Source organism: Bacillus sp. 22190, assembly GCF_052045575.1.
Classification (GTDB): domain Bacteria; phylum Bacillota; class Bacilli; order Bacillales; family Bacillaceae; genus Bacillus; species Bacillus altitudinis.
Window position 1 is genome coordinate 282,385 of the sequence record NZ_JBQEPF010000001.1, and the last position, 23,376, is coordinate 305,760.

Consider the following 23,376-nt stretch of genomic DNA (forward strand, 5'->3'; position numbering starts at 1 on the left):
ACTTCTTTTCACGTAAAATGAGCATAAAGGAGAGGTCGATATGTACATTCAACAAGATGAACTAAAAGATGGTCAAATTGAACAATTGATTCAAGCTCATTTAGAAGAGATGAAAAAACATTCACCGCCAGAAAGCATTCATGCCCTTCCGTTAGACGATCTGAAAAAACAAGACGTCACAGTATGGAGTGCAAGGGATGGAGAGGCGCTTCTTGGCTGCGGAGCCATCAAGGAGCTATCAAGTGAACATGGTGAACTCAAATCGATGAGGACGGCAGCAGCCCATATGCGAAAAGGCGTGGCGAAGCATCTGTTGACCCACCTTCTCCAAGAGGCGAAGCGGCGGGGGTATAAAAGAGTCAGCCTTGAAACAGGTGCGATTGCTTTCTTTGAACCAGCAAGAAGATTATATGAAAGCTTTGGATTTCGATATTGTCCGCCTTTTGGTTCATACCAAGAAGATCCGAACAGTTTATTTATGACAAAGGAATTATAGAGGTCGAGAGAGTATGCTTTTATAAGCAGCTCTTTTTTTATGCGGCAACAATGGAAGGAGGCGGATGTGAATGAAAAGGTCGAAGTTGTTCGGAATAGGCGCATTTCTCACATTTTGTGTCGTATCTGTTCTTTTTTTATCTGTATTAGGTCAAGATTTAGTTAAAATTGAAAGCGCTTCCGATGAGACAGTATCAACTTACCAATATCACTTTGTTCTTGTACCGGAGGAGCTTGATAATGAATATTGGCAATTGGTGCAAAAGGGAGCTGCTGATGCGGCGGAAGTTCATCGGGTGTATCTTGAATACCTAGGTCCAAAGCAGGCTGATTTGGATGATCACCTGAAAACCATTGATATGGCGATTGCTGGTCATGTGGATGGCATTATGACGCAAGGGCTTGATGCAAAGAGATACAAACCGCTCTTTCAAAAAGCAAGAGAGAAAGGTATAGATGTTGTCACAGTCGATACCGATGCAGAGGGGAGCAAACGTCAAGTGTATGTCGGAACAGATAACTATTATTCTGGCTTTATCGCCGGACAGGCACTCATCGCCGATACAAAAGGCGAACAGTATGTGGGCATTGTGACGGGACGGCTTGATGCGATTCACCAGAAGCTTCGCGTGAAGGGGTTTCGAGATGCCGTTTCTGGTGAGAAACGCATTCATATTGCTGGAATAGAAGAGTCGGCGATTACGAAATCAGGTGCTTCCGGTGCTGCGTATAAATTGTTAAATGATCATACGCAGCTCACCGCATTTTATGGAACAAGTGCATTAGACGGTGTCGGCATTATTCAAGCAACAGAGCAATATCATTCATCTAAAGATGTTTATGTGCTCGCATTTGATACTCTGCCTGATACGATTCAAGCGCTGGATGATGGGAAAATTGATGCAGTGGTTGTACAGCACCCTTATGAAATGGGCTATCAAGCGGTTGAATCTCTTGTTCGTTTGCAACAAGGGGATAAACAAGAACCGCTTCAGTACACAGGGACGAGTGTGATTCGGCGAGGAGACCTGCCCCTTCATCAAACAGAAAGACCACAGGGGGTTCAGCCATGAGAAAAATACGAAGTAAATTATTATTGGCATTTTTAATTCTTGTGCTCCTTGGTAATGTGGCCGCTTTTTTTGTGTATTGGAGCAGTTCAAAAATCACATCAGAATATAGCAAGAGCTTTCGTTCCTTTCTCCTGCTGAATGATATTTCGACAGAGGCAAAAACGATGTATGAAAAGGTCAACGCCTTTGCCATCGAAAAGGATCAGGCGTTTGCCAAGGGGTATGCAAAATCAAAACAGAAAATGACATCATATGACCAAGCATTGCTCAAAAATGCAGGGCTTCATGCCGCCATCCCCTCCATTGAAAAATATCAATATATGATGCGGACGCTCATAAACGAAAGTGATGCCACAATGAATCATGTCAAAGAAGGGAAAATCAAAGAATATGCTGCAAGTGTGAAGGAAGTAAGAACCGTGTCCTCTTATATACAAGAGCAGACAATGACTCTTTTGGATGATGAATTATCTGAGTATCAAGTACTCTACCAATCCCTTCAAAAAAGACATCAAACGTATGCGCTTTTTACTCTATGTCTGTTTACATTATCGATAGGCATCGCTTTATGGATGGCCTATATCATTGCGGGTGGAATCTCAAGACCGATCGTTCATCTGTCTCGAAGTGCCAAAGAAGTATCAGAAGGGAATTTTGATGGTCCGAATTTGCATGTGTCATCAAAGGACGAAATCTCTGTGTTAAATCATGCCTTTGAGCGAATGCGGCGAGAGATGAAGGTCATGATTGAAGAGATGAAACAAAAGGCTGCTTTAGATCAGAAAATTAAAGACATGAAGCTGAAAACACTACAAAACCAAATGAATCCACATTTTTTATTTAATACATTAAACATCGTTTCACGTATGGCGTACTTAGAATCAGCTGATGCGACATCGAGATTGATACAATCCGTTTCTACGCTGATGCGGTATTCGCTATCTCCTCTCAGCGCATCTGTTACGTTAGAACAAGAAGTGAAAGTGGTAAAAGAATATTTTCATATACAAGAAACAAGATTTTCCGATCGTATTACATGCAAAACGACCATAGATGCGTCGTGTCTATCTGTTCACATTCCGAGCCTTACATTGCAGCCGCTTGTCGAAAATGCCTTTATTCATGGGGTAGAACCAAAAGAGGAGGGGGGGCTTGTAGAGCTCTCTATTGATCGAGATGATCGCTTTGTCATGATTCGGATTCGGGATAATGGACTTGGCATCAGTGATCAAGAGAAAAAGAGATTGCTATCGCAAGAGGAAGAAGATCTTTCAGACACACGTAGTAAAGGTCACTCGACAGGAATTGGTCTTCGAAATGTGATGTCGAGGCTGCGTTTGTTTTACGGAGTGCAGGATGCCCTTCAAATTGATTCAAAGCCAAACGAAGGGACCACGATTCAATTGACAATACCAATCAAGGAGGAACGAGCATGCTGAACGTGCTGATTGTGGATGATGAAAAAATTGAACGAATGGCGATGCGTAAGTTCATGACCGAATGGCTGCCAGACTGTCATATTGCAGGGGAAGCTGCGAATGGAAAAAAGGCGGTGGAATTGGCGCGGTCTAAGCCAATTGACCTTGTGCTCATGGATATTCAGATGCCAGGCATGGATGGGCTCACAGCGATCAAACAGATCAAAGCAAGCTGCCCTTATACTAAATTTATTATGCTGACTGCCTACGATACATTTGATTATGCCAAGCAAGCCATGCAGGAAGGGGTCAAACAATACCTTGTCAAACCAGCTGATAAAGACGAAACCATTACAGCGATTCGTTCTGTTGCGGCAGAAATTCAGCAGGAGGTCTCCCTGCGGCAGGCGGAGAAAGTCAATCAGCAGTCAAAATGGCTGGAAGCCCATGTGTTGAACGGTCAATCTTATACTTCAACAGCGTTTGAGCGGCTGTTTCAGGATTTTCAAGCAGGTCTAGTGATCGCTGTTCAGCGGACAGGCGGGGATCAACTCCTGAATCATTTGCAGGAGTCTGCTCTTTTTCAAGCAGTGCCTATCAAAGTGAGCGGTGAGCTGTTTACATGCTTGATTTACAGCCGTCAATCACCTGGTCATCTAAAGGCGAATGTACTGCAAGCCATTCGCGCTGCTATGACAAGCGAACGGCATTCCCCTGTCATTGTTGGCATGGGTCATCCTGTCTCAAATCCACTTCAACTTCAGAAAAGTGCGGCAGAAGCGAAGCTTTCCTATTATCAGCGAAAAAAAGATGACGGTGCGGTTCGTTATGGCTTTTACTATACAGATAGACAACCTTACGTATTGATCAACTTGCCTGAGCTTGCCGATGACATGATGCTGGCACTAGAAGAAGGGAGAAGAGATGATGCTCTTGCTTACTATGATGCCTTCCAATTAGAAGGGGCAACCATTTCTCATGTGAAAGAGCTGCTCATTTTACTCAAATCACGACTTCGTGCAGATGTACCAATTCTAGCTATCACCACAGAAACAGGATGCCGCCAATGCTGTGAACATTTATTTGATCTGTATGAAGCAAGAACCCAGACGGTGAATGATATAGAACGGGCGAAACGATACATTCAAACACATTTTTGCGAACATATCACGCTGGAGCAAACGGCCGCCTATGTTGATTTAAGCCCGACGTATTTCACCAAACGCTTTAAGGATGAGACAGGTCTGACGTTTAAAGAATATGTGACGACCTGTAGGATGGATAAAATGAAGAAGCTACTGAAAGAGAGTTCGCTTAGTTTAAAAGAAATCACCTATCAAGCAGGATATACTGATCCGAATTACGTCAGTCGTGTGTTTAAAAAAATGGTTGGCTGTTCACCGAAGGAATATCGAAAACAGGTCGTAAAAAAATGAAGAATTTCATAAAAAAGTGAAGAAGTTTGCCTGAAAAAAGGCAAGGATCTGCCAGTATACTTATTTTGATAACGCTTACAGAATAGGGATGGGGGATCCATGATGAAGTTTAAATTAGGCTTTACTTTATTGGCACTCTGTATGCTGGTCGTCTCTGCTTGCAGTTCATCGACGAACTCAGATGCAAAAAAAGAGGGCGGAGCGGAGAAACTAGAAATTTTCTCTTGGTGGACTGGTGCAGGTGAGGAAGACGGGCTGAAGGCACTCATTCAATTGTTTGAAGAGAAAAATAAAGACATTCCAATTGAAAATGCAGCTGTCGCTGGTGGCGCTGGTACGAATGCAAAGGCTGTTCTAACAAGCCGGATGCAAGGAGATGATCCGCCAGCTACTTTCCAAGTACACGGGGGAGCAGAGCTGAATGAGAGCTGGGTAGCCGCAGGCAAAATGGAGCCACTGGATGATCTATATGAAAAAGAAGGCTGGAAGGATAAATTTCCAGAATCACTGATTGACCTTGTGAGCAAAGACGGGAAAATCTATTCCGTTCCAGTGAATATTCACAGAGGCAATGTGCTTTGGTATAACAAAAAAGTATTCGAAGATCAGGGCTTACAGCCACCAACGACGTTTGATGAATTTTTCAAAACAGCCGATGCCTTAAAGAAAAAAGGGATTACTCCACTTGCGCTTGGGGATAAAGAACCTTGGGCGGCGACTCATTTGTTTGAGAGCGTTCTTCTAGGTGTACTAGGTGCAGATGACTATCAAAAACTTTGGGCGGGCGACTTAAAAATGGATGATGCAAAAGTGAAGGAAGCGGCAGACATCTTTGGACGTATGCTCGAATACGTCAACGACGATCATAGCTCGCGTAACTGGCAGGATGCCTCACAGCTCGTGGCAAAAGGGGAAGCTGCAATGAATGTCATGGGAGATTGGGCAAAAGGATATTTTGTGAATGATCTAGATTTGAAGGTGAATAAAGACTTTGGATACGTGGCAACTCCTGGTACGGAGGGCAGCTTTATGGTCATCACGGATACATTCGGACTGCCGAAGGGTGTCAAACAACCAGAAAACGTGAAAAAATTCTTATCTGTCTTAGGATCTGTGGAAGGACAGGATGCGTTTAATCCGCTGAAAGGGTCCATACCGGCTCGTGTGGATGCAGATGTATCAAAATATGATGAATACGGAAAATCGGCAATGAAGGCGTTTAAAGAGTCAAAGCTGGCACCGTCTCTTGCGCATGGCTCAGCTGCTGAAGAAGGTTTTGTCACGAAGGCGAACCAAGCCGTCAATATTTTCGTGACACAAAAAGACAGCAGCCAGTTCGTTTCTTCTTTAAAAGATTCAATGAAATAAAGATGAAAGAGGCGGCCGTTAGGCACCGCCTCTTTTTTAAAAAAGGAGTGTAGCTTCATGCGCATGGACACATCGCCGATCACAAAAACACCAGCAGCAAAAGTGAAACGTGTTCGGAAAAAATGGAATGGAGACCAGCTGCTTGCCCTGCTATTTTTAGCACCGTCAGCTGTTTTATTATTCATTTTTGTTTACGGATTTATTGGCTGGACAGGATATGTTTCATTATCGAACTGGACCTCGCTTGTTCCTGATTTTTCTTTCGCAGGTATGAAAAATTATGTCATGCTGTTTCAAGATTTTCGCTTTCAGTCAGATCTTCGAAACACGGTCTTTTTTACATTATTCTTTATTGGAGCAGTCATTGCTTCTGGGCTTGTGCTGGCCATTTTACTAGATCAGAAGATAAAGGGGGAATCACTTTTTCGGAATCTCTTTTTCTTTCCGATGGCCCTTTCCTTTGTTGTCACAGGTGTTGTGTGGCAATGGATCCTAAATCCATCAACTGGGGTGAATCTGTTTTTAAAAACACTCGGCATCCAGCCCAAGTGGTACACGGATACGAACATTTTAGCTGGATTTGTCTGGGGGAAAATTGAGTTTGGTGTACCGGCAGCAATGATTGCAGTTGTCATCGCTGCTGTATGGCAGATGACAGGATTTTCACTTGCGATGTATTTGGCTGGTCTTAGAGGAATTCCAGAGGAAGTGAGAGAGGCTGCTAGAATGGATGGCGCAACCGAGTGGCAAATCTACTGGAAAATCATTTTCCCGCTGTTAAAACCAATCACAGCGAGTGTCGTCATTATCATGGCACATATCTCTTTAAAGATCTTCGATTTGATTTACTCGATGACAGGACCAGGTGCAAACTTTGTCACCGATGTGCCAGGTGTTTATATGTTTGAAATGACCTTTAGAGGAAACCATTATGCAGGTGGTGCCGCCATTGCGATCGTTATGCTGATTTCTGTTGCAGTCTTTATCGTGCCGTATCTCCTGTCTAGTCGGAAGGGGGCTTCATCATGATCGCAAGAGGGTTTGTCCGTCCAGTTCTTTATGCTTTATTAATACTGTGCAGTTTGTTTTTTCTCATGCCTGTTTATGTCATGCTTGTCACAAGCTTAAAGCCATTAGGTGAAGTCACCCTTGAGCGAATGTGGTCGCTTCCATCTACACTTGATTTCTCAAGCTACAAAATCGCTTTTGAAAAGTTATCACCCAATTTAATGAATTCTCTTTATCTAGTCATTCCTGCTACCTTATTGTCAGCTGTATTAGGTGCGATGAATGGCTATGTGCTGTCTAAATGGCGCTTTAAAGGATCAGAATTGGTGTTTACCTTCATGTTGTTCGGTATGTTTATTCCATACCAAAGTATCCTCATTCCACTTATTCAATTTTTACGTGAAATCGGCTTGTATAACTCCATTCCGGGACTTGTGCTTGTTCATGTCGTATATGGCCTGCCAATCACAACACTCATGTTCCGCAATTTTTATGTGAGCATTCCTGATGAAATGATTGAATCAGCGAAGATGGATGGTGCCGGATTTATCGGGATCTTCAGACATATGATTCTGCCGCTTTCCATCACAGGGTTTGTCGTGGTTGCCATTTGGCAATTCACAAATGTGTGGAATGAGTTTCTATTTGCGGTTACTATGACCACGGCAGAGAATCAGCCGGTCATGGTTGCACTGCAAAATTTATCAGGCAGTCAAATTGTGCAATGGAATGTTCAAATGGCAGGTGCCATCTTGGCTGCGCTGCCGACACTTTTGGTCTATATTCTACTCGGGAAATACTTCGTGAAAGGGCTTCTTGCAGGCTCAGTCAAAGGGTAAATTGATTTTCTTGTTATCGTTTTCATTCGGTGTACTGAAAGGATTGACTTCTCTTTAGATAGCGTCATAATAAAAGTTGAGACTTGCTAGTTTTCATCATGCTAGGCAAGGATTATCAAAGGGTAGCAAAGGGAGGAGTCATCCTGAATGAAGCAGTCACCAATTTTTTTACTGCCTGAATTGAAGGAGAGAATATGGGGAGGTACAGCCTTAAGGGATCAATTTGGCTATGATATTCCTTCTGATCAAACGGGAGAATGCTGGGCAATTTCTGCTCATCCAAACGGACCAAGTGTCGTGCAAGACGGTCCATATAAAGGGAAAACGCTGATCGAACTATGGGACAATCACAGAGAATTGTTTGGGGGAATAGAAGGCGATCGCTTCCCGCTCTTAACAAAAATTTTAGATGCAAACCAAGATTTATCCGTTCAAGTTCATCCAGATGATGATTATGCGGAAAGACATGAAAATGGCGAGCTTGGGAAAACAGAGTGCTGGTATATCATTGACTGCAAAGAAGGCGCAGAAATGATCTACGGTCATAATGCACGGACGAGAACTGAGCTTGTGACCATGATGAACAGCGGAGATTGGGAAGGCCTTTTGCGGCGAGTGAAAATTAAGCCGGGCGATTTTTATTATGTGCCAAGCGGTACCATTCATGCACTATGTGAAGGCACACTGGTTCTCGAAACGCAGCAAAGTTCAGATACGACCTATCGGGTGTATGATTATGAACGAAAAGACCAAAATGGTCATGAACGTGAACTTCACTTCACGCAGGCCATTGATGTCACAACGGTTCCTCATGTAGACGGTTATGCAGATGAATCAGTAGAAACTCGTCCAGGGGTGACCATTAGAACATTTGTAGAAGCAGAATATTTCTCTGTGTATAAATGGGAAATTGATCAAAAAGTAGAGCTATCGCAAGATTATCCGTTTTTGCTGTGCAGCGTTATTAATGGGGAAGGGTCCTTAGAGCATAATGGACATACATATCCGCTGCCAAAAGGAGCCCATTTTATCCTGCCGGCTGAAACTGGGAACTTTACCATTGAAGGATCTTGTGAACTGATTGTGTCACATATATAAATAGAAAAAGACTTTCAAGCATGGAATAGAGCTTGAAAGTCTTTTTTAGTTAATTTAACACTTTATAAAAAGTATCCATTGCTTTTTTATTGTACTCTTTATAATTGAATGGAGCATAAGCAGGATTTGTATGATTACTAAAGTTATTTAGCCCTCCTACAAGTCCATCGACACTGTTATTGACTAAAGCACCATATTTGCCATTCTCTAAAACTGTTCGATTTGCAATAATATCTGTTGCCAAGATATCCATTCCTAACGTCATGGCTTCTAAAAGCACCATTGGCTGGCCTTCATAGTGTGATGATAAAACAAAGCAGTCACACATTTTTAGGACGGTAAATGGATTTTCAACTTGGCCAACTAAAAACACATAGTTTTGCAATTCTAATTCGTCTATTAACTTTAGAAGGTCATTTTTAAGAGGACCATCGCCGAGAATATATAGTCTGCTGTTTGCATGTGTTTCTAAATGTTGTTTAAAAGCAGTAATTAAATTATCTTGCCCTTTTTCTGGAGACAGACGTCCCATATTAACAAAATTATAGTGTTTTTTGGAAGGGTAAGGAACAAATTCATTTCCTATTTCAAACCCTCGAACTTCAAGAATTTCAATCGCTTTTTTATCTACCCAGCCTACTTTTTCGTTATTAAACACTATGGAACAGTAAGTTGATATAGGTGTGGTAATTTCTTCTGTAATATCAACTTCTTTTTGATTGTAAAGATAAAAATCTTTCAAGACTTTAAACCTAGTATCTTCGTTCGTTTTGCTATAAATTTTAAATTCGTTCAAATGAAGAGAAGCAGAGTAGCTCACTTCTTTACGATTTAAAATAGTTTGATGATCTAATGTTTTAAACGCTTTTACATGTAACCATCCAATCACTTTTTTATCTAAAGAGAATTGGTAATATGTCGCTTCTTTTGTTTTATGGCTCTTGTGTACAGTTACAATAGCACCTTTATATAACTCAGCGCTGCAAACTTCTTCATATCCGAAATTTGGATATGCTTTTGTCCATATTGTATGATTCTCTGTATGGACAATTTTCATTTTTTTATTTATATTTCTTTCTAAAAGTGTTCTATTAGGCAATGAGCGAATAAACTCTGCATGTTCGTGGTAATTTTTGTTCAATAATGTTTGTATTTCTTTTTCCATCATGACTTGCTTTTCCTCAGATTGAACACTATTTACTTCATAATTCTTCAGTATTTTTAGTGCAGATGAGTCTATCCAGCCTATTAGTTGTTTGTTGATATAGAATCTGCAGTAGAGTGAACGTTCAGTTCTAGCTTCTCGGTCTATCTCTACCATAATATTCTTATAGGGGTGACTCGAAGAAACCTTTTTAATTCCCCTCGTTTTAAAGGGTTTCGTCCAAATATCATTATGTTTAGGATTGGTGATTAATGCTAATTTATGAACTTCTTCTTCACATATAATACTATCTGGAAGAAGTTTAAAAGCATCTTTATTTAGCCATCCCACAACATGATCTTCATAAGAGAACTTATATAAAACTTCGTTTTGTTTTGTTACAGCTTTTCTTGTAATCATCACTACATTGTTTTCAAACTCTTTGCTTGAAAAAGTGGACAGGTTATCTTCTACTAACGTAGTGAAGATTTTATCATGTTTGCTGCTTAGAATTTTTGCTCTTGATTTAAAAGGTTTATTCGATTGGATAAGGCTTGATGTGTTTTGGTCACCAGATTGTAATTCTATTCCTAATATTTTGTCTGGATTGATTGAGTTCATCACATAATCAAACTTACTTTCATCTGCATAGTGAGATAAATTTTGTTTGTTCAATTCCATTGTGCCTTTAGAAACACTGACCAATTTATCAAATTTATGATATATGGTGAATAAACCTCTCAAATTTATTTTATGAGGCTTCTTACCATTGATCGTTCTTTCGCTATCAGAGAGAAGATCATTATGCATAAAACATATTTTTGTTTTAGCATCTGCAGAAACGAGATATTTAGCCCAATATAAACTATATCCGCTAAAATCAATGACATGGTCAAAAGTGGATTTTCCGAAAAGGCGACTAAATTCTCTGGAATAAGCGTCTTGTGGATAGAGCTTTTCCCCGAATTTACTGGTTACTCCTCGATTATGAATGAATTTATCTTTATAAACTTCTTGTAAAGTGTAGACAGGTAGGCCTGGCTTGAAAATAAACCTGACATTTTTATTGACTTTTGCAATATTATTTAATACCTCTTTGGAGTTTGGTGTGCTCATATAGCAACTAACATCATATTTATGATAATCAATATTTTGTGTTAAATTAATGAAAGAGGAAGTGATACCATTATTTTTCATTCCCCCAGGGTAAATCAATATCTTTTCTTTCTTTTCATGAAGAGCATTGATGGAACGGATGTCTTCCGTTTCATTGTTGAAAATAGATTTCACAACTCTCTCAGTCACTTTACCATCGTCATGTTTTGTGAAGTCATGTTTAAATTGATCATACGAACGTTTAAATTGTGAATTTATGTCTTCTATATGAGCAATCGAATCTGCCAAATTTTTAATGTTATAAAGGCGGGGACCAGGAAGGTCTTTAAGATTAAAATACATGCCTCGCTCTTCATTATATTCATCTGCATCCCACATATAAAAAAGAACGGGTTTATTTGTAACTAGAAAATCAAAAAATATACTTGAATAGTCAGTAATCAATAAATCGGTCGCACTTAGCAGCATATTTGTATCGATAAAGTCTGGTATCAGCCGACCTTGTAATTCTGCTGATTGACTGGCTTGGTGATACAGAAATGGATGAAGCTTAAGAAGGATATTATATTCTTGACTAAAGCGTTCATGTAAGTAATTCAGGTCAGAAGTGATCTGAGTTAAATTGTTTTTAACTTTACCTACACTTGTCCCTTTCCAAGTAGGGGCATATACAATGGTTTTTTTGTCTAAAGAAAGGTCTACTCCAAAAGAGTGAAGATCTTTTTTAAATTCAAGGGAATTAGTATTCAACGTTAAATCAATTCTTGGATACCCTTCTTCTATAATTTTTCCCGAGAAAAGATGTTTCAACTTATAGCTATTTATAAACATACTTGTTGTATGTTCATTTGGGCTAATGAGATAATCTGAGCTCAAAAAATTTCTCAATACATTCTGAGAATGTGCAGGGTTTCCTGGAATATCAAAGCCCATATATTTCAATGGTGTGCCATGCCATGTATTGATATAGACTTGTTCCTTTTTACATATAAAAAATGGTTGAAAAGTAGAGTTGTTTATTAAATATTTTGCAGTTGCTAAGTATTTCAAATAATCTTTAGAATTTCGCTTTACAAAAATGATGTTTTTATAATCGGTATACTTATCTAAAATTGGTTTTAATATTTCAAAATCATCAATTGACCAAATATGTGTATAGTCTTTGAAATGAGGCTGATGTAACAAATATTCAAAAATGGCTAATGGGCTATCAGTCATGCTTTTTCCGTCTCTAGATTCATATAGTACGGTTTTTTCAACAACATCAAAACGTTGATAATAGTATGCATATAAATTGTTTCTTTGGTGTCTTTTATCCTTTATAAAATTCATTAAAGGGTCTTTTAAAAAATTTATTTTTCGTTTTAATATTTTTTTCTGACGTTTAAAAATTTTCTTGTTCATTATTATGACTCCTTTGGAGATTACTATTGAAAAAGTCAAGAAATTCGTTTTGATATAAAATACAAGTGAATTTGAAAATTCTAATGATGCTATATGATACCATATCTTTTAAAGGAAATTAAGAAATCGCTATATCTTTAAAGTGAATTTAAGATTATGTATTGAGGTGAAAGTCTCCTGAAAATGTCACTTTTCATAGGCGAATTTAAATATATTAAGCTTATTTTGTTAAAAAAGTCTGGTGTTTTTGTCGATAAAGAGATTAGTAGACTATTATGCAAAGTTAAGAGAGGGACAGGGACCGTGAAAAAAACCATCAAGATTATGTTACTCGCAGCTGCCTTTGGTATGACATTACACACGGGCAAAGAAGTGCAAGCAGCCTCCTATGTCGATCAATCCATTTATACGATTAGCACCTCAAAAGTATTTACAACAGAAGCAGAAGTGAAAAAAGCGGTTGACACGTTGAAAAAGGATAAGAAGTGGACAGCCACTTATCAAACCTCAGGAAATACATCGACTTATCAACTGACTGCCTCAGGATATGACTCACAAGCAGCAGCGAGTGCAAGTGCCGCTGCATTAAAAAAAGAGTTAGGCATGAGCGGTACGGTGTCTCCAGTAGGTGACCGCCTTCCTTTACAGAAAATCGTATCTGATCCAATCAACGATGAAAGTCAGGCGAAAAAACTGACGCTCGAGCTGACGAAAACATCAGGACTCAATAGCACGTATGAAGCTATCAATCAAAGTAGACCATCTTATCAGGTCATTTCAGGAGCCATTGATTCTGAAACGAAAGTCAAAAATATTCAAACCGAACTACAAAAACAGGCCGGAGTCACTAGTACATATCAAACCGAAAACAAAGCTGGCACCTTGTATCAGCTGATCTCAGGCAATATTGTCGGACAGAGTAAGGCAAATAACATCCTGCAAGGTTTTCAAAAGGAATCTGGTTTAAAAGCAGCACTCCAAACGGTAGCAGCAGGCAAACCGTATTACATCGTCACATCTGCTGCACAAACGAATCAGTCTAAAGCGCAAACCCTTCTGACCCAGCTGCAAAAAGAAGCGAAAATCAGCGGAAAGATTCAGAAGGCTGGAGCTGTTAAAAATGTATATAGCATGGAATCAGGCTATTTCAAAGACAGTAAGCAAGCAGCCTCAGCGGCGGCTCAGATCAAAAAACAAGCTGGTGTGTCAGGTGCTGTGCAGCGAGTAGGAAAAACGAAAAATTATATCGTAAAGCTCAATCAATTAAATGACACAACTTACGCAAAAACAGTTGCCTTTTTCAAGAAAAAGAAATGGCGCTATACGTCTAAAAAGATCTCCTCTACACAGCCATATCAAGTAGTGACTGGGAATCTTTTGGGCGATGATCAAGCAAAAAAAGCAACGGCATTTTTCCAAAAGAAAAAAGTCTCTGCCACAACGAAAAAAACAGGCAAAGCATCTGATAGCACGTATCGACTTGTCGTGAATCAAGCAACGGATCAGACAAAAGTAAATAAAGGTGCTGCATACTTAAAGGTACAAAAGGTGACAAGCAGCATCACAACAGGCAAGGGACAAGCCGTCAGTAAAGCATACAGCCTAATGACAACTCCTGTATATGATCAAAGCAAAGTGAAGCAGGCACAAGAGATCATAAAAAAAAATGGAGTTGCCAGCAGTACAAAAACATTAACAGAAGCTGTTAAGCAATACCGTATTATGACAGAGGCAACTGTGAATCAGACAAAGCTGAATCAAGCCTTAAGTTATTTAACCAAACAAAAAATGAAAGCAGCCGCTCAAAAAACGGGTGCAACTGATTATGGCCAATATCAGATCAAAACAGGGGTTATTTCGACTGCTGCCTTAAGAGACCAAGGCATGACATTCTTCAAAAAACGAAATGAACCAGCTGCTTATACAACAACGACAAAACCGGCATATAAAATCAACATCACACAGCAGTTTACAGGGTTACCAAATGCGAATGCGGCCATTGCTTTTGTGAAAAGCCAATACGGGTGGACAGCCACAGCGACCAAAATCAAAAACGGTCCAATGGTGCTGCAGACGAATTATAACCTCACAGTCAATGAGATGGTAAACAAACAAATGAAGGTGTCGCCGCAGACAGATGGTGCAGCCTACGTCTATGCGACATATGTAGACCCAGCGACGTCCACAGTGAATACAGACGGGCTAAATGTACGTTCTACACCTGATTCGAGCTCTGCAAGCAACATTGTGGCACAGCTGAATAAAGGAGCAAAAGTGAACCAGCTTGGGAAAGAAGGAAACTGGATCAAGATTAACCTAGGTTGGAGAAATGCAAGTTCCGCAGAGGTGCAAAAATATGTAGATCCAGCCAATATTGTTGAGGGCACTCAATCTTATTTTCAATTTCTGAAACTCTCTGAAGCTGCGAATCTCAATCCGGCAGAGGTCAATTCAAAGATTTTAGCAGGCAAAGGGATTCTTGCAGGTAAAGGACAAGCCTTTATTACAGCAGCGAAAACGTATCATATTAACGAAATTTATCTCATTTCTCATGCGCTGCTTGAAACAGGTAACGGAAATTCCATTTTAGCGAATGGTACGATGTTTAATGGGAAAAAAGTATATAACATGTATGGCATTGGTGCATATGACAGTAACCCGAATTACCTCGGTGCAAAGTATGCGTATGAACAGCAATGGTTCACACCAGAGGCAGCTATTATTGGCGGGGCAAAATTCATTGGCAACAGCTACATCAATAATGCCACATACAAACAAGATACCATTTACAAAATGCGCTGGTCTGCGACAGCCACTCACCAATATGCAACAGATATTGGCTGGGCTTCTAAACAGGTCACTCGTATGTATAGTTTGTATAACTTACTTGATAACTATACGCTGTATTATGATATCCCCGTGTATAACAAATAAAAAAACGTCCGTGCTTCTTAATGAGAAGCCGGACGTTTTTTGTGTAAGAGCTGATGTTCAATAAAGGAAAGAAGCTGCTGACTTGATTTCCCTTTTGAATATTGGTTCCATTCCTCAGCAAAGGTTTTCAATAAGTCTTGATTGGCTGATTCGTTTAGCTGCTTAAGCTCCGTTAAGAGCATATCTTGGGTGACGCAAGCCTTTCCTGGAATGATGTCTTCATAACGTTCGACTAAGCCGCGTTTTGTGCGATAAGTCTCTAGATCGTAAGTGAAGAACAACACAGGCTTTCGGAGCAGCGCATATTCAAACACAATAGACGAATAATCTGTAATCAGGACATCACATACAGAGAGCAATGGAAAGAGCGGCTGATCGGATACATCAAAGATCCACTCGCCATCTGTTTCTGCTTTGGCTAAATGTTTCACCGCAGGATGAAGTTTGACGAGCAGAATATAGTCGCCATTCAGCTCACTCTGCAATTGTTCTTTAGAAAAAGGTAAGACAAGACCGTCCATTGCAAAGTCCCGGTAGGTCGGCGCATACAGCAGCGCTTTTTTGCCTTTTGAAAAAATATCCGTCTGAAAGGAAATAGGGCGCTCATCATAGTACGCATCTGTGAAGGGGACACCTGTTGGCAAAAAACGATCGTCGTTGACGCCAAATGAAGTTTTGAAAATCTCGCGCATGTGATCTGATCCAGTAACGATATAATCGAAAGACGCATAGACCCGCTTGAAACGCTGCAGATCACGAGAACTACGGTGATGATTTGAAGCATCTTCAAGACCGAACTTTTTCAAAGCACCATTGGCGTGCCACACTTGAATACAAGTGGTAGAAGGTCTATTTCTTAGCACACTTGTCATCAGAAAATAATTATCTGTGACGACGACTTTGCTTTTTAGCATCGTATAGATACATTGAATGAGATGGATGGGGTTTTTTTCATGAAAATAGCGAAATGACACTTGAGGCACGTCCTTTTCTATCACGGAAGCATGCTTCGTATAGAGGACAGTGAGCTTCATTGTCATATTCGCCTGTTTTTGATAAGTATCAATGAGAGCAGCTGCGTTCTCTTGGAATGAAACAAGCAGCGTCACCTGATTGTCAAGAGGTTTCACGCCGCTCATGAGCCATCCAGCAAAAGAAACAAAAGCTGCATAGCATGAGATGATCATTGAGCGTATATTCATCATGTATCAGTCTCTCACAGCTGCTTCGTCTGATCTTTTACTTGCTCAGGATAGTAGCGCTTTTTCCCTTTGTTTTCTTTTAATACGGCAAAAGCGTACTTTGGGATATTCAGCATTCGTTTCCATCTCCACGGATTGACAATGAGTCTGTACAGCCATTCCGTATTTGTTTTAATCATCCAGCGTGGTGCACGCTTCACCGTTCTGCTAAATACATCAAAGCTTCCGCCTAAACCGATGCAAACAGCTTGCGGGAACAAATGACGGTATTCATAAATAAAGTTCTCTTGGTTTGGATAACCTAAAGCAACAAACACCATATCTGCTTTTGAACGAGCAATTTGTTTTGCCACAAACCGTTTATCCGCCTGATAACCATCACAGCTGCCTGCAATCACCACATTCGGATATTCCGTATCAATTCGCTGTTTGACAGCCTCAAGCACTTCTTTTTTCGCACCATATAAAAAAATACTTTTAGATTGCTTGTTTGCGAGATCAAGCATAGACATGAAGACATCAAAACCTGCAATTCTTGATTTCAACGGATGGTTTATAAGACGTGACATCAAGACAACACCTACACCATCAGGTAAGACATAGTCTGCAGAAGAGATGACTTTATGATATGCATGATCCTTCATAGTTGCATAGCCTATTTCTGGATTCACCGTTGCAATCATTGCGCCTCTTCGCTGAGAAAGGTGGTGTTGGTTCATATAACTAATAAATTCGTCTAAGTCGCCACTTACATAAGAAAGGTTAGAGACCACTTCTGTTTCCACTGTATAAACCCCCTTTTTCTTTTTGTTATCTATTGTACGATCATTGTAAATTCATTCTTAACCTACAGATCATTTTATCACAGTTGCTCCATGAAATATTAACAATAACTTTACAATCCTTTTAATTTCATGACATTTTAATAAACAACTAGTCTCTAAAAAGGTTGAAATACTGGATTGACGCAGTTTCACTATTTCATCCATTAAATTGGAAATAGTTTGTCTTTACATTTTCTTAACCTTTCATAGGCATTATGATATAATGAGGTTCCGAAGAGCGAAAAAACATGATCGATGATAATAGGATTACGGATAAACATTACTGCTTGAAGCAGATGAATAAGGATGAAGGAAAGGAGTTTATGTTTGCAATGAAGAAAGTTATTACTTACGGTACATTTGATTTATTACACTGGGGGCACATTAAGCTGCTAGAGCGTGCAAAGCAGCTTGGAGATTACTTAGTGGTAGCCATCTCGACAGATGAATTTAATTTACAAAAATCCAAAAAGGCTTATCATAGCTATGAGCATCGAAAGCTGATTTTAGAAACCATTCGTTATGTAGACGAAGTCATTCCAGAAAACAGCTGGGATCAAAAAGTCCGCGATGTACAGGAGCATGACATTGATGTCTTTGTCATGGGAGATGACTGGGAAGGTAAATTCGATTTCTTGAAAGAGCATTGCGAAGTCGTTTACTTGAAGAGAACAGAAGGTATCTCGACAACTCAAATTAAGGAAGAAATTGCGGGACTATAATAGATTGAAGATAGTACTTCTTGCCAAGGTGAGAAGTACTTTTTTAAGTTTAAATTAATGAACAAAAAGGAGAACAACGTTGATTACTCATTTCTTAAATAAGGTGAAGAAGGTTAGTAGTAATTATAAGAATCTATCTGAAATTAAGTTTCCTGATATGGAGTATTACTTTATTAGTGGATCAATTCCTTTTGATTTTGGAGGATTAACAAAATCTCTTTTACTCCGAATGAAGATGTTTGGTGAACTATCGGTTCAATCCACATTTTTAACTTATAAGTTTGATCCGAATTTTAAGTTTAAACTAGATCAAATAATTCATCAAAAAATGATTGATAAGTCACAATCATCTATTTTGAATATGATAGATGATTTTATTATTCCGAATAGTGGAATAAAAAGAATTTATGTGGAATTTGCTGTAGGTAAAAAGGTAACAAATATAAATAATGTTGATATCATTGAAAGCAATGAAATTCGTATACAAAAATATGCTAATTTTCCCGCATTAATACAATATGTTGATGTTCTAAACGAAGCGGGAAATATCATCAAGCGTGAAGAATATAGTATGGAGGGCGTTCTGTGTAGGGTTTTGCACTATTTTCCAGGGGGAGAAGCGCCATTCCATGAGGAATATGTGAAGAATTATAATGAAATCTATCTTGAAAAAATGTTTAACACCTTTAGGAAGAATAACCCTACAATTAATATTAATTGGTATAGTCACAATGGAATTAAATCTTTTAATAGAAAAACAAGCTTACGCCAATATTGGATCGAATATCTACAAAAAAGTAATAACCAAAAAAAATTCTTTCTTGTAGATAGCCGCCATCAGGATGCTCATTTATTTAGGGTGAAAAAAGATACAAATTCTTATTATGGAGCTTTTGTTCACAGTAGTCATTATGCGAATACAAAATTTAAGCTTCAAAAAAGATTCGAAGAGTTATGTAAAAATGTTGCATTAGAAAACATGGATTGTGTATTTTTTATTACAGAAGATCAAAAAAAGGATTTTGAAAACTTCTTGGGTAAGCAGAATTGTTTTTATTTCACACCACATACACACAAAGAAGACTTCAACCCCGAATTATTAAGAGATGGGGTTGACCATAATAAAGCAGTGATCATATCTAGGCTGTCTAAAGAAAAGAACATAACTGATGCAATTAAAGCATTTAAAATAGTGGTAAACCAGTTACCTCATGTTCGCCTTGAGATATTTGGGTCTGGAGAAGAAGAAGACAAACTTCGTCATCAGATTAATAGTTTAAATTTAGAAAAACACGTTTTACTTAAAGGTTTTACTAGAGATCCCGATAAAGAATTTAAAACAGCAAAATTTTCCATCTCCACTTCTCACGCGGAGGGATTGTCTTTATCTATCTTAGAATCGATTTACAACTATTGTCCTGTTGTTTCATATGACTTTGATTATGGACCTAATGATTTAGTCCATGATGGCAAAAACGGTTATTTGGTTAAACAATATGATATAGAAGAACTAGCAGAGAGAATGGTTTCCCTTTATCAGGAGAAAAGTAAATACTCGAAGATGGTTAAGAATTGTCGCTCAATTGCTGAAAAGTATTCGCATAATAGCTATTATCTTCACTGGGAAAAAGCTCTTACCGATGTAGTTTATAAGAGAACAGAAGTGGAGAAGATAAACAAGATATTAAAAAAAATTAGATGCAATATAAATGATGCAGTGGTAGATCAAAATAGACTGGTTTTGTTGTTTGATTGGAACCTAAAAGATATAGATTTAAATAAATATACTATTGAAATAGTTGGCTTAGATAGGCGTCATGGTGCTGAGTTAATCACATATAGGCTTACTGATAATCAAGTGAAGTTCAACCTACTAGACGAAGAACTTAAAAGGAAATTGAAGTTATACGATACAGAATATATTGATTTTTACTTGAAGATTAGAAATGATGACCATATTAAATCACTTAAAAGGATTTCAGTAAATAAAGATGTTGATTTAGAAAAGGTTAATCATGCAATGTCTTACGCAACTATAAATGGAAATTATTCTTGGAAAGTAACACATAAATAGAGTGTCATATTTTAGAATAAGGAGAATACTGATTAATGATTGAGGAAACCATTCAACAGCAGTGTAAGGTTGAGAGTTTACAAAAACACCAAGAAGAAATTGAGTTGTTAATTAGTGTAGTGGACCCAGCTCCATTTGAAGGCAGAGAGTTTTTTCTATTGATAATAGAGAGAAAATCCCAATATGGAAAATACCTCCCTCTTGTTTATTTGAGTGAGAATCTATACAAAGTAACATTAAATGAATTATCTTTGCAAATTCCATTTGAACAAGGACAGACATATAATTTTTATGTTACAGATTTTGATGAACAACAGTTAGTTGAACTGAATTCTTCTCATGGTTGGATGAATGCCACTCAGCCAGAAGAAAATAAATACTTCATGAAACGCTTGGAAATAAACATTGATATGCCTGAAATGTCGCATCTAGTGAATCATCAGAGTATGTTGTTGATGACCCCTTATCGTACTAACAAAGGGAACTTGTCCATAAAAGTAAAACGTGAAATGAAAATTGTACGATTTAAGAATATTAATTTAACAGACAATCGTGAAATTCTTTTATCCGGTTATACAGGTGTTTTAAGTGCAGAAAAACGATATAAGGTAAAAAGGGTTCAATTACTTATCAAACAGATTGAAGAACCTCTTCATGAATATCGCTTTCCTGTTTCAATTCGAAAAGAAGGTTTGGAGTTAGAAGAACAAAAGCATGTGTCTTACCCAGAATTATATCTATATGAATCCAAGTTTTCATTGGATGAGTTAGAATTCTCTTTAAAAGAGCGATTTGTTTATCGTTTTTATTTTGAATTTATTTGTGAAACAAATGGGATTGAAGAAACTTTAACAACGCCAGCTTTAAGGCTTGGAGATCGCTCTAACAAACTCAAAGGACTAGTTCAAATTCATAAAAAGAACGATGTCCCGATTCGGTATGAGGTGTACCGAACGAAAAAGAGACAATTGCTTGGCATCCGAATTAATGATTATACAATGAAAACACGTGCGAAGTACTATCTCAAAAGCAAGTGGAAGAAGTTCAAAAAGAAAATCGGCAAAATAAATAAAGTCCGTAATCGCCTTGTGACAAAAACTTTCCAAACGACCTTTCAGCTGGCGAGTAAGTTGTCTGTGAAAAAGAAAACGGTTGTTTTTGAAAGCTTTAATGGAAAACAATTCAGCTGTAACCCGCGTGGGATCTATGAGTATATGAAAGAAAATCATCCTGAATATACGTTAATCTGGAGCGTGAAAAAAGGGCATGAAGCACCGTTTCAGGAAAAAGGTATCTACTATATCAAACGTCTGTCATTGAAGTGGGTTTTTGCGATGGCAAGAGCCGAATATTGGGTCATCAACAGCCGTTTACCGCTGTGGGTTCCAAAACCAGAGCATACAACATACTTGCAGACATGGCACGGTACGCCGTTAAAACGACTGGCGATGGATATGGACGAGGTGCATATGCCTGGAACAAACACGAAGAAGTACAAAAAGAATTTCACGAAAGAAGCATCGAATTGGGACTATCTCATTTCTCCAAATGCTTATTCGACCGAAATCTTTACACGAGCCTTCCAATTTCAAAAGACCATGATTGAGTCAGGATATCCGAGAAATGACTTTCTTCACAATCAAAACAATGAAAAAACGATGAGAGCACTCAAACAAAAAATGAAGTTACCGCTTGATAAAAAAATGATCTTATATGCTCCGACATGGAGAGATGATCAATTTTATAAAAAAGGACAGTACAAATTTGATTTAGATCTTAATTTGCATGAGATGAGAGCTGCACTTGGAGATGAATATGTCATCATTTTGCGTATGCACTATTTAGTTGCTGAAAACTTTGATTTAAGACCATATGAAGGCTTTGCCTATGACTTCTCTCATTATGAAGATATTAGAGACCTTTATATGATTTCTGATCTGCTCATCACAGACTACTCATCTGTGTTCTTTGATTATGCAAACCTCAAGCGTCCAATGCTGTTCTATGTGCCAGACATTGAAACATATCGTGACAAGCTGAGGGGCTTCTACTTCGACTTTGAACAAGAAGCTCCTGGACCTCTTGTGAAAGAGACAGCAAGTGTTATTGAGTGGATAAGAGAAACAGAACAGCCAACCTTTACTTTGCCAGCTTCATTCGCACCGTTTTATGAAAAATTCTGCTACTTAGAGAGCGGTGAGTCTTCGAAGCGCGTGGTAGAGGTAGTTTTTGAAACAATAAGGTAAACATGATAAAGGCTTGCAGCATTGGCTTGTAAGCCTTTTATCTTATAAAGTGAAAAATCCCTCAACATCTGTTACAATTATGAGCGTGCTTTTCAAAATTATTTACAAAAACTTATGTTTAAGGAAGATTAGAATGAACGCAATGTTGACGATATTAAAGGAGCAAATCAGCTCATTTTCGCTGATAATGCGACTTGCTGTTTATGAAACAAAATCAAAATATCAAATGAATTATTTGGGGGTTTTATGGCAGTTTTTAAATCCTTTGATTCAAATGCTGGCTTACTGGTTTGTTTTTGGTATGGGTATTCGCGGAGGAGAGCCGATTGTCATTGGTGGAATAGAGGTGCCATTTATTATCTGGATGCTTGCCGGATTAATCCCTTGGTTCTTCATTAGTCCGACGATCCTTGATGGATCAAACAGTGTGTTTAAACGCATTAATATGGTATCGAAAATGAATTTTCCAATTAGTGCTTTGCCTTCTGTTGTCATTATGTCTAACCTCTTCAGCTATTTTGTCATGATGGCGCTATACTTCATCGCATTGATTTTCAATGGTATTTACCCTGATATGCATTGGCTGCAATATATATACTATTTTATTTGCATGATTGCGTTTATGTTTTCGTTTAGCTTGTTTAATTCCACGATTAGCGTACTCGTGAGGGACTATCAATTTCTTTTACAATCAGTGACACGTTTACTTTTCTTTTTGCTGCCGATTTTTTGGAATATCTCAGAGAAGCTTACTGGAGAAAAAGCGTGGATTGCGGATATATTAAGATTGAATCCCTTTTTCTACATTATTGATGGTTTCAGAAATAGCTTGTTAAAGGGAGAATGGTTCTTCCAGGATGTGAAGTATACACTTTATTTTTGGCTGATCACGCTTCTTTTTTTAACAATCGGTTCATTGCTTCATATGAAATTCAGGGATAAATTTGTCGATTTTCTTTAAAAAGTAAGGAGTTT

General features: G+C 38.5%; 16 protein-coding genes. 13 read left to right on the forward strand and 3 right to left on the reverse strand.

Annotation, left to right across the window (positions count from 1 at the left end; translation table 11 throughout):
- Positions 1-40: 40 nt before the first annotated feature.
- The 8 genes from ACTJKA_RS01490 (at position 41) to manA (ending at position 8,735) form a co-directional block, all read left to right on the forward strand.
- A complete protein-coding gene (locus ACTJKA_RS01490) occupies positions 41-496 on the forward strand; it encodes a GNAT family N-acetyltransferase (RefSeq protein WP_375830790.1) in 456 nt (151 codons plus the stop codon).
- 70 nt (positions 497-566) lie between these two features.
- Positions 567-1,568 carry a sugar-binding protein gene (locus ACTJKA_RS01495; protein ID WP_375830792.1) on the forward strand — a complete coding sequence of 334 codons (1,002 nt, stop codon included), beginning with the start codon at positions 567-569 and terminating at the stop codon, positions 1,566-1,568.
- Positions 1,565-3,007 carry a sensor histidine kinase gene (locus ACTJKA_RS01500; protein ID WP_081114201.1) on the forward strand — a complete coding sequence of 481 codons (1,443 nt, stop codon included), beginning with the start codon at positions 1,565-1,567 and terminating at the stop codon, positions 3,005-3,007. Before ACTJKA_RS01495 ends, ACTJKA_RS01500 begins: the two co-directional genes overlap by 4 nt.
- Positions 3,001-4,422, forward strand: a complete 1,422-nt coding sequence (locus ACTJKA_RS01505; RefSeq protein WP_440607587.1) for a response regulator transcription factor — start codon at positions 3,001-3,003, stop codon at positions 4,420-4,422. Before ACTJKA_RS01500 ends, ACTJKA_RS01505 begins: the two co-directional genes overlap by 7 nt.
- Positions 4,423-4,521: 99 nt before the next feature.
- Positions 4,522-5,790 carry an ABC transporter substrate-binding protein gene (locus tag ACTJKA_RS01510; RefSeq protein WP_081114199.1) on the forward strand — a complete coding sequence of 423 codons (1,269 nt, stop codon included), beginning with the start codon at positions 4,522-4,524 and terminating at the stop codon, positions 5,788-5,790.
- 57 nt (positions 5,791-5,847) lie between these two features.
- Complete coding sequence (locus tag ACTJKA_RS01515; protein WP_024719268.1) at positions 5,848-6,819, forward strand: carbohydrate ABC transporter permease; 972 nt, start codon at positions 5,848-5,850, stop codon at positions 6,817-6,819.
- The gene (locus ACTJKA_RS01520) at positions 6,816-7,637 is read left to right on the forward strand and encodes a carbohydrate ABC transporter permease (RefSeq protein ID WP_048002915.1); all 822 of its coding nucleotides are present in this window, start codon (positions 6,816-6,818) and stop codon (positions 7,635-7,637) included. The genes ACTJKA_RS01515 and ACTJKA_RS01520 overlap by 4 nt, the downstream gene beginning before the upstream one ends.
- 147 nt (positions 7,638-7,784) lie before the next feature.
- Positions 7,785-8,735 (forward strand): mannose-6-phosphate isomerase, class I, encoded by a 951-nt coding sequence (gene manA, locus ACTJKA_RS01525; RefSeq protein WP_007499909.1) that lies wholly within the window; start codon positions 7,785-7,787, stop codon positions 8,733-8,735.
- Between the two features lie 49 nt (positions 8,736-8,784).
- Here manA and ACTJKA_RS01530 read toward each other — a convergent pair whose 3' ends face one another.
- Positions 8,785-12,399 (reverse strand): CDP-glycerol glycerophosphotransferase family protein, encoded by a 3,615-nt coding sequence (locus ACTJKA_RS01530; protein WP_336750203.1) that lies wholly within the window; start codon positions 12,397-12,399, stop codon positions 8,785-8,787.
- A 303-nt stretch (positions 12,400-12,702) separates the two neighbouring features.
- On the opposite strand from ACTJKA_RS01530, the gene ACTJKA_RS01535 reads away from it, so the two are divergent.
- Positions 12,703-15,333 (forward strand): N-acetylglucosaminidase, encoded by a 2,631-nt coding sequence (locus ACTJKA_RS01535; RefSeq protein ID WP_440607588.1) that lies wholly within the window; start codon positions 12,703-12,705, stop codon positions 15,331-15,333.
- 17 nt (positions 15,334-15,350) lie between these two features.
- Here the strand turns inward: ACTJKA_RS01535 and ACTJKA_RS01540 are convergent, their stop codons facing one another.
- Positions 15,351-16,538, reverse strand: a complete 1,188-nt coding sequence (locus tag ACTJKA_RS01540) for a CDP-glycerol glycerophosphotransferase family protein (RefSeq protein ID WP_171465838.1) — start codon at positions 16,536-16,538, stop codon at positions 15,351-15,353.
- An 11-nt stretch (positions 16,539-16,549) separates the two neighbouring features.
- Positions 16,550-17,320, reverse strand: coding sequence for a WecB/TagA/CpsF family glycosyltransferase (locus ACTJKA_RS01545; RefSeq protein ID WP_171465837.1), 771 nt, complete (start codon positions 17,318-17,320; stop codon positions 16,550-16,552).
- A 371-nt stretch (positions 17,321-17,691) separates the two neighbouring features.
- Here ACTJKA_RS01545 and tagD point away from each other — a divergent pair, with 371 nt between their 5' ends.
- The 4 genes from tagD to ACTJKA_RS01565 all read left to right on the forward strand — a co-directional run bounded on the left by tagD (position 17,692) and on the right by ACTJKA_RS01565 (position 23,362).
- The gene (gene tagD / locus ACTJKA_RS01550) at positions 17,692-18,081 is read left to right on the forward strand and encodes a glycerol-3-phosphate cytidylyltransferase (RefSeq protein ID WP_008343212.1); all 390 of its coding nucleotides are present in this window, start codon (positions 17,692-17,694) and stop codon (positions 18,079-18,081) included.
- A gap of 79 nt (positions 18,082-18,160) precedes the next feature.
- Entirely contained in the window at positions 18,161-20,155 is a 1,995-nt protein-coding gene (locus tag ACTJKA_RS01555) for a glycosyltransferase (RefSeq protein WP_440607589.1), read from the forward strand.
- A 35-nt stretch (positions 20,156-20,190) separates the two neighbouring features.
- The gene (locus tag ACTJKA_RS01560; RefSeq protein ID WP_171465835.1) at positions 20,191-22,401 is read left to right on the forward strand and encodes a CDP-glycerol glycerophosphotransferase family protein; all 2,211 of its coding nucleotides are present in this window, start codon (positions 20,191-20,193) and stop codon (positions 22,399-22,401) included.
- 133 nt (positions 22,402-22,534) lie between these two features.
- Positions 22,535-23,362 carry an ABC transporter permease gene (locus ACTJKA_RS01565; RefSeq protein ID WP_171465834.1) on the forward strand — a complete coding sequence of 276 codons (828 nt, stop codon included), beginning with the start codon at positions 22,535-22,537 and terminating at the stop codon, positions 23,360-23,362.
- Positions 23,363-23,376: the final 14 nt, after the last annotated feature.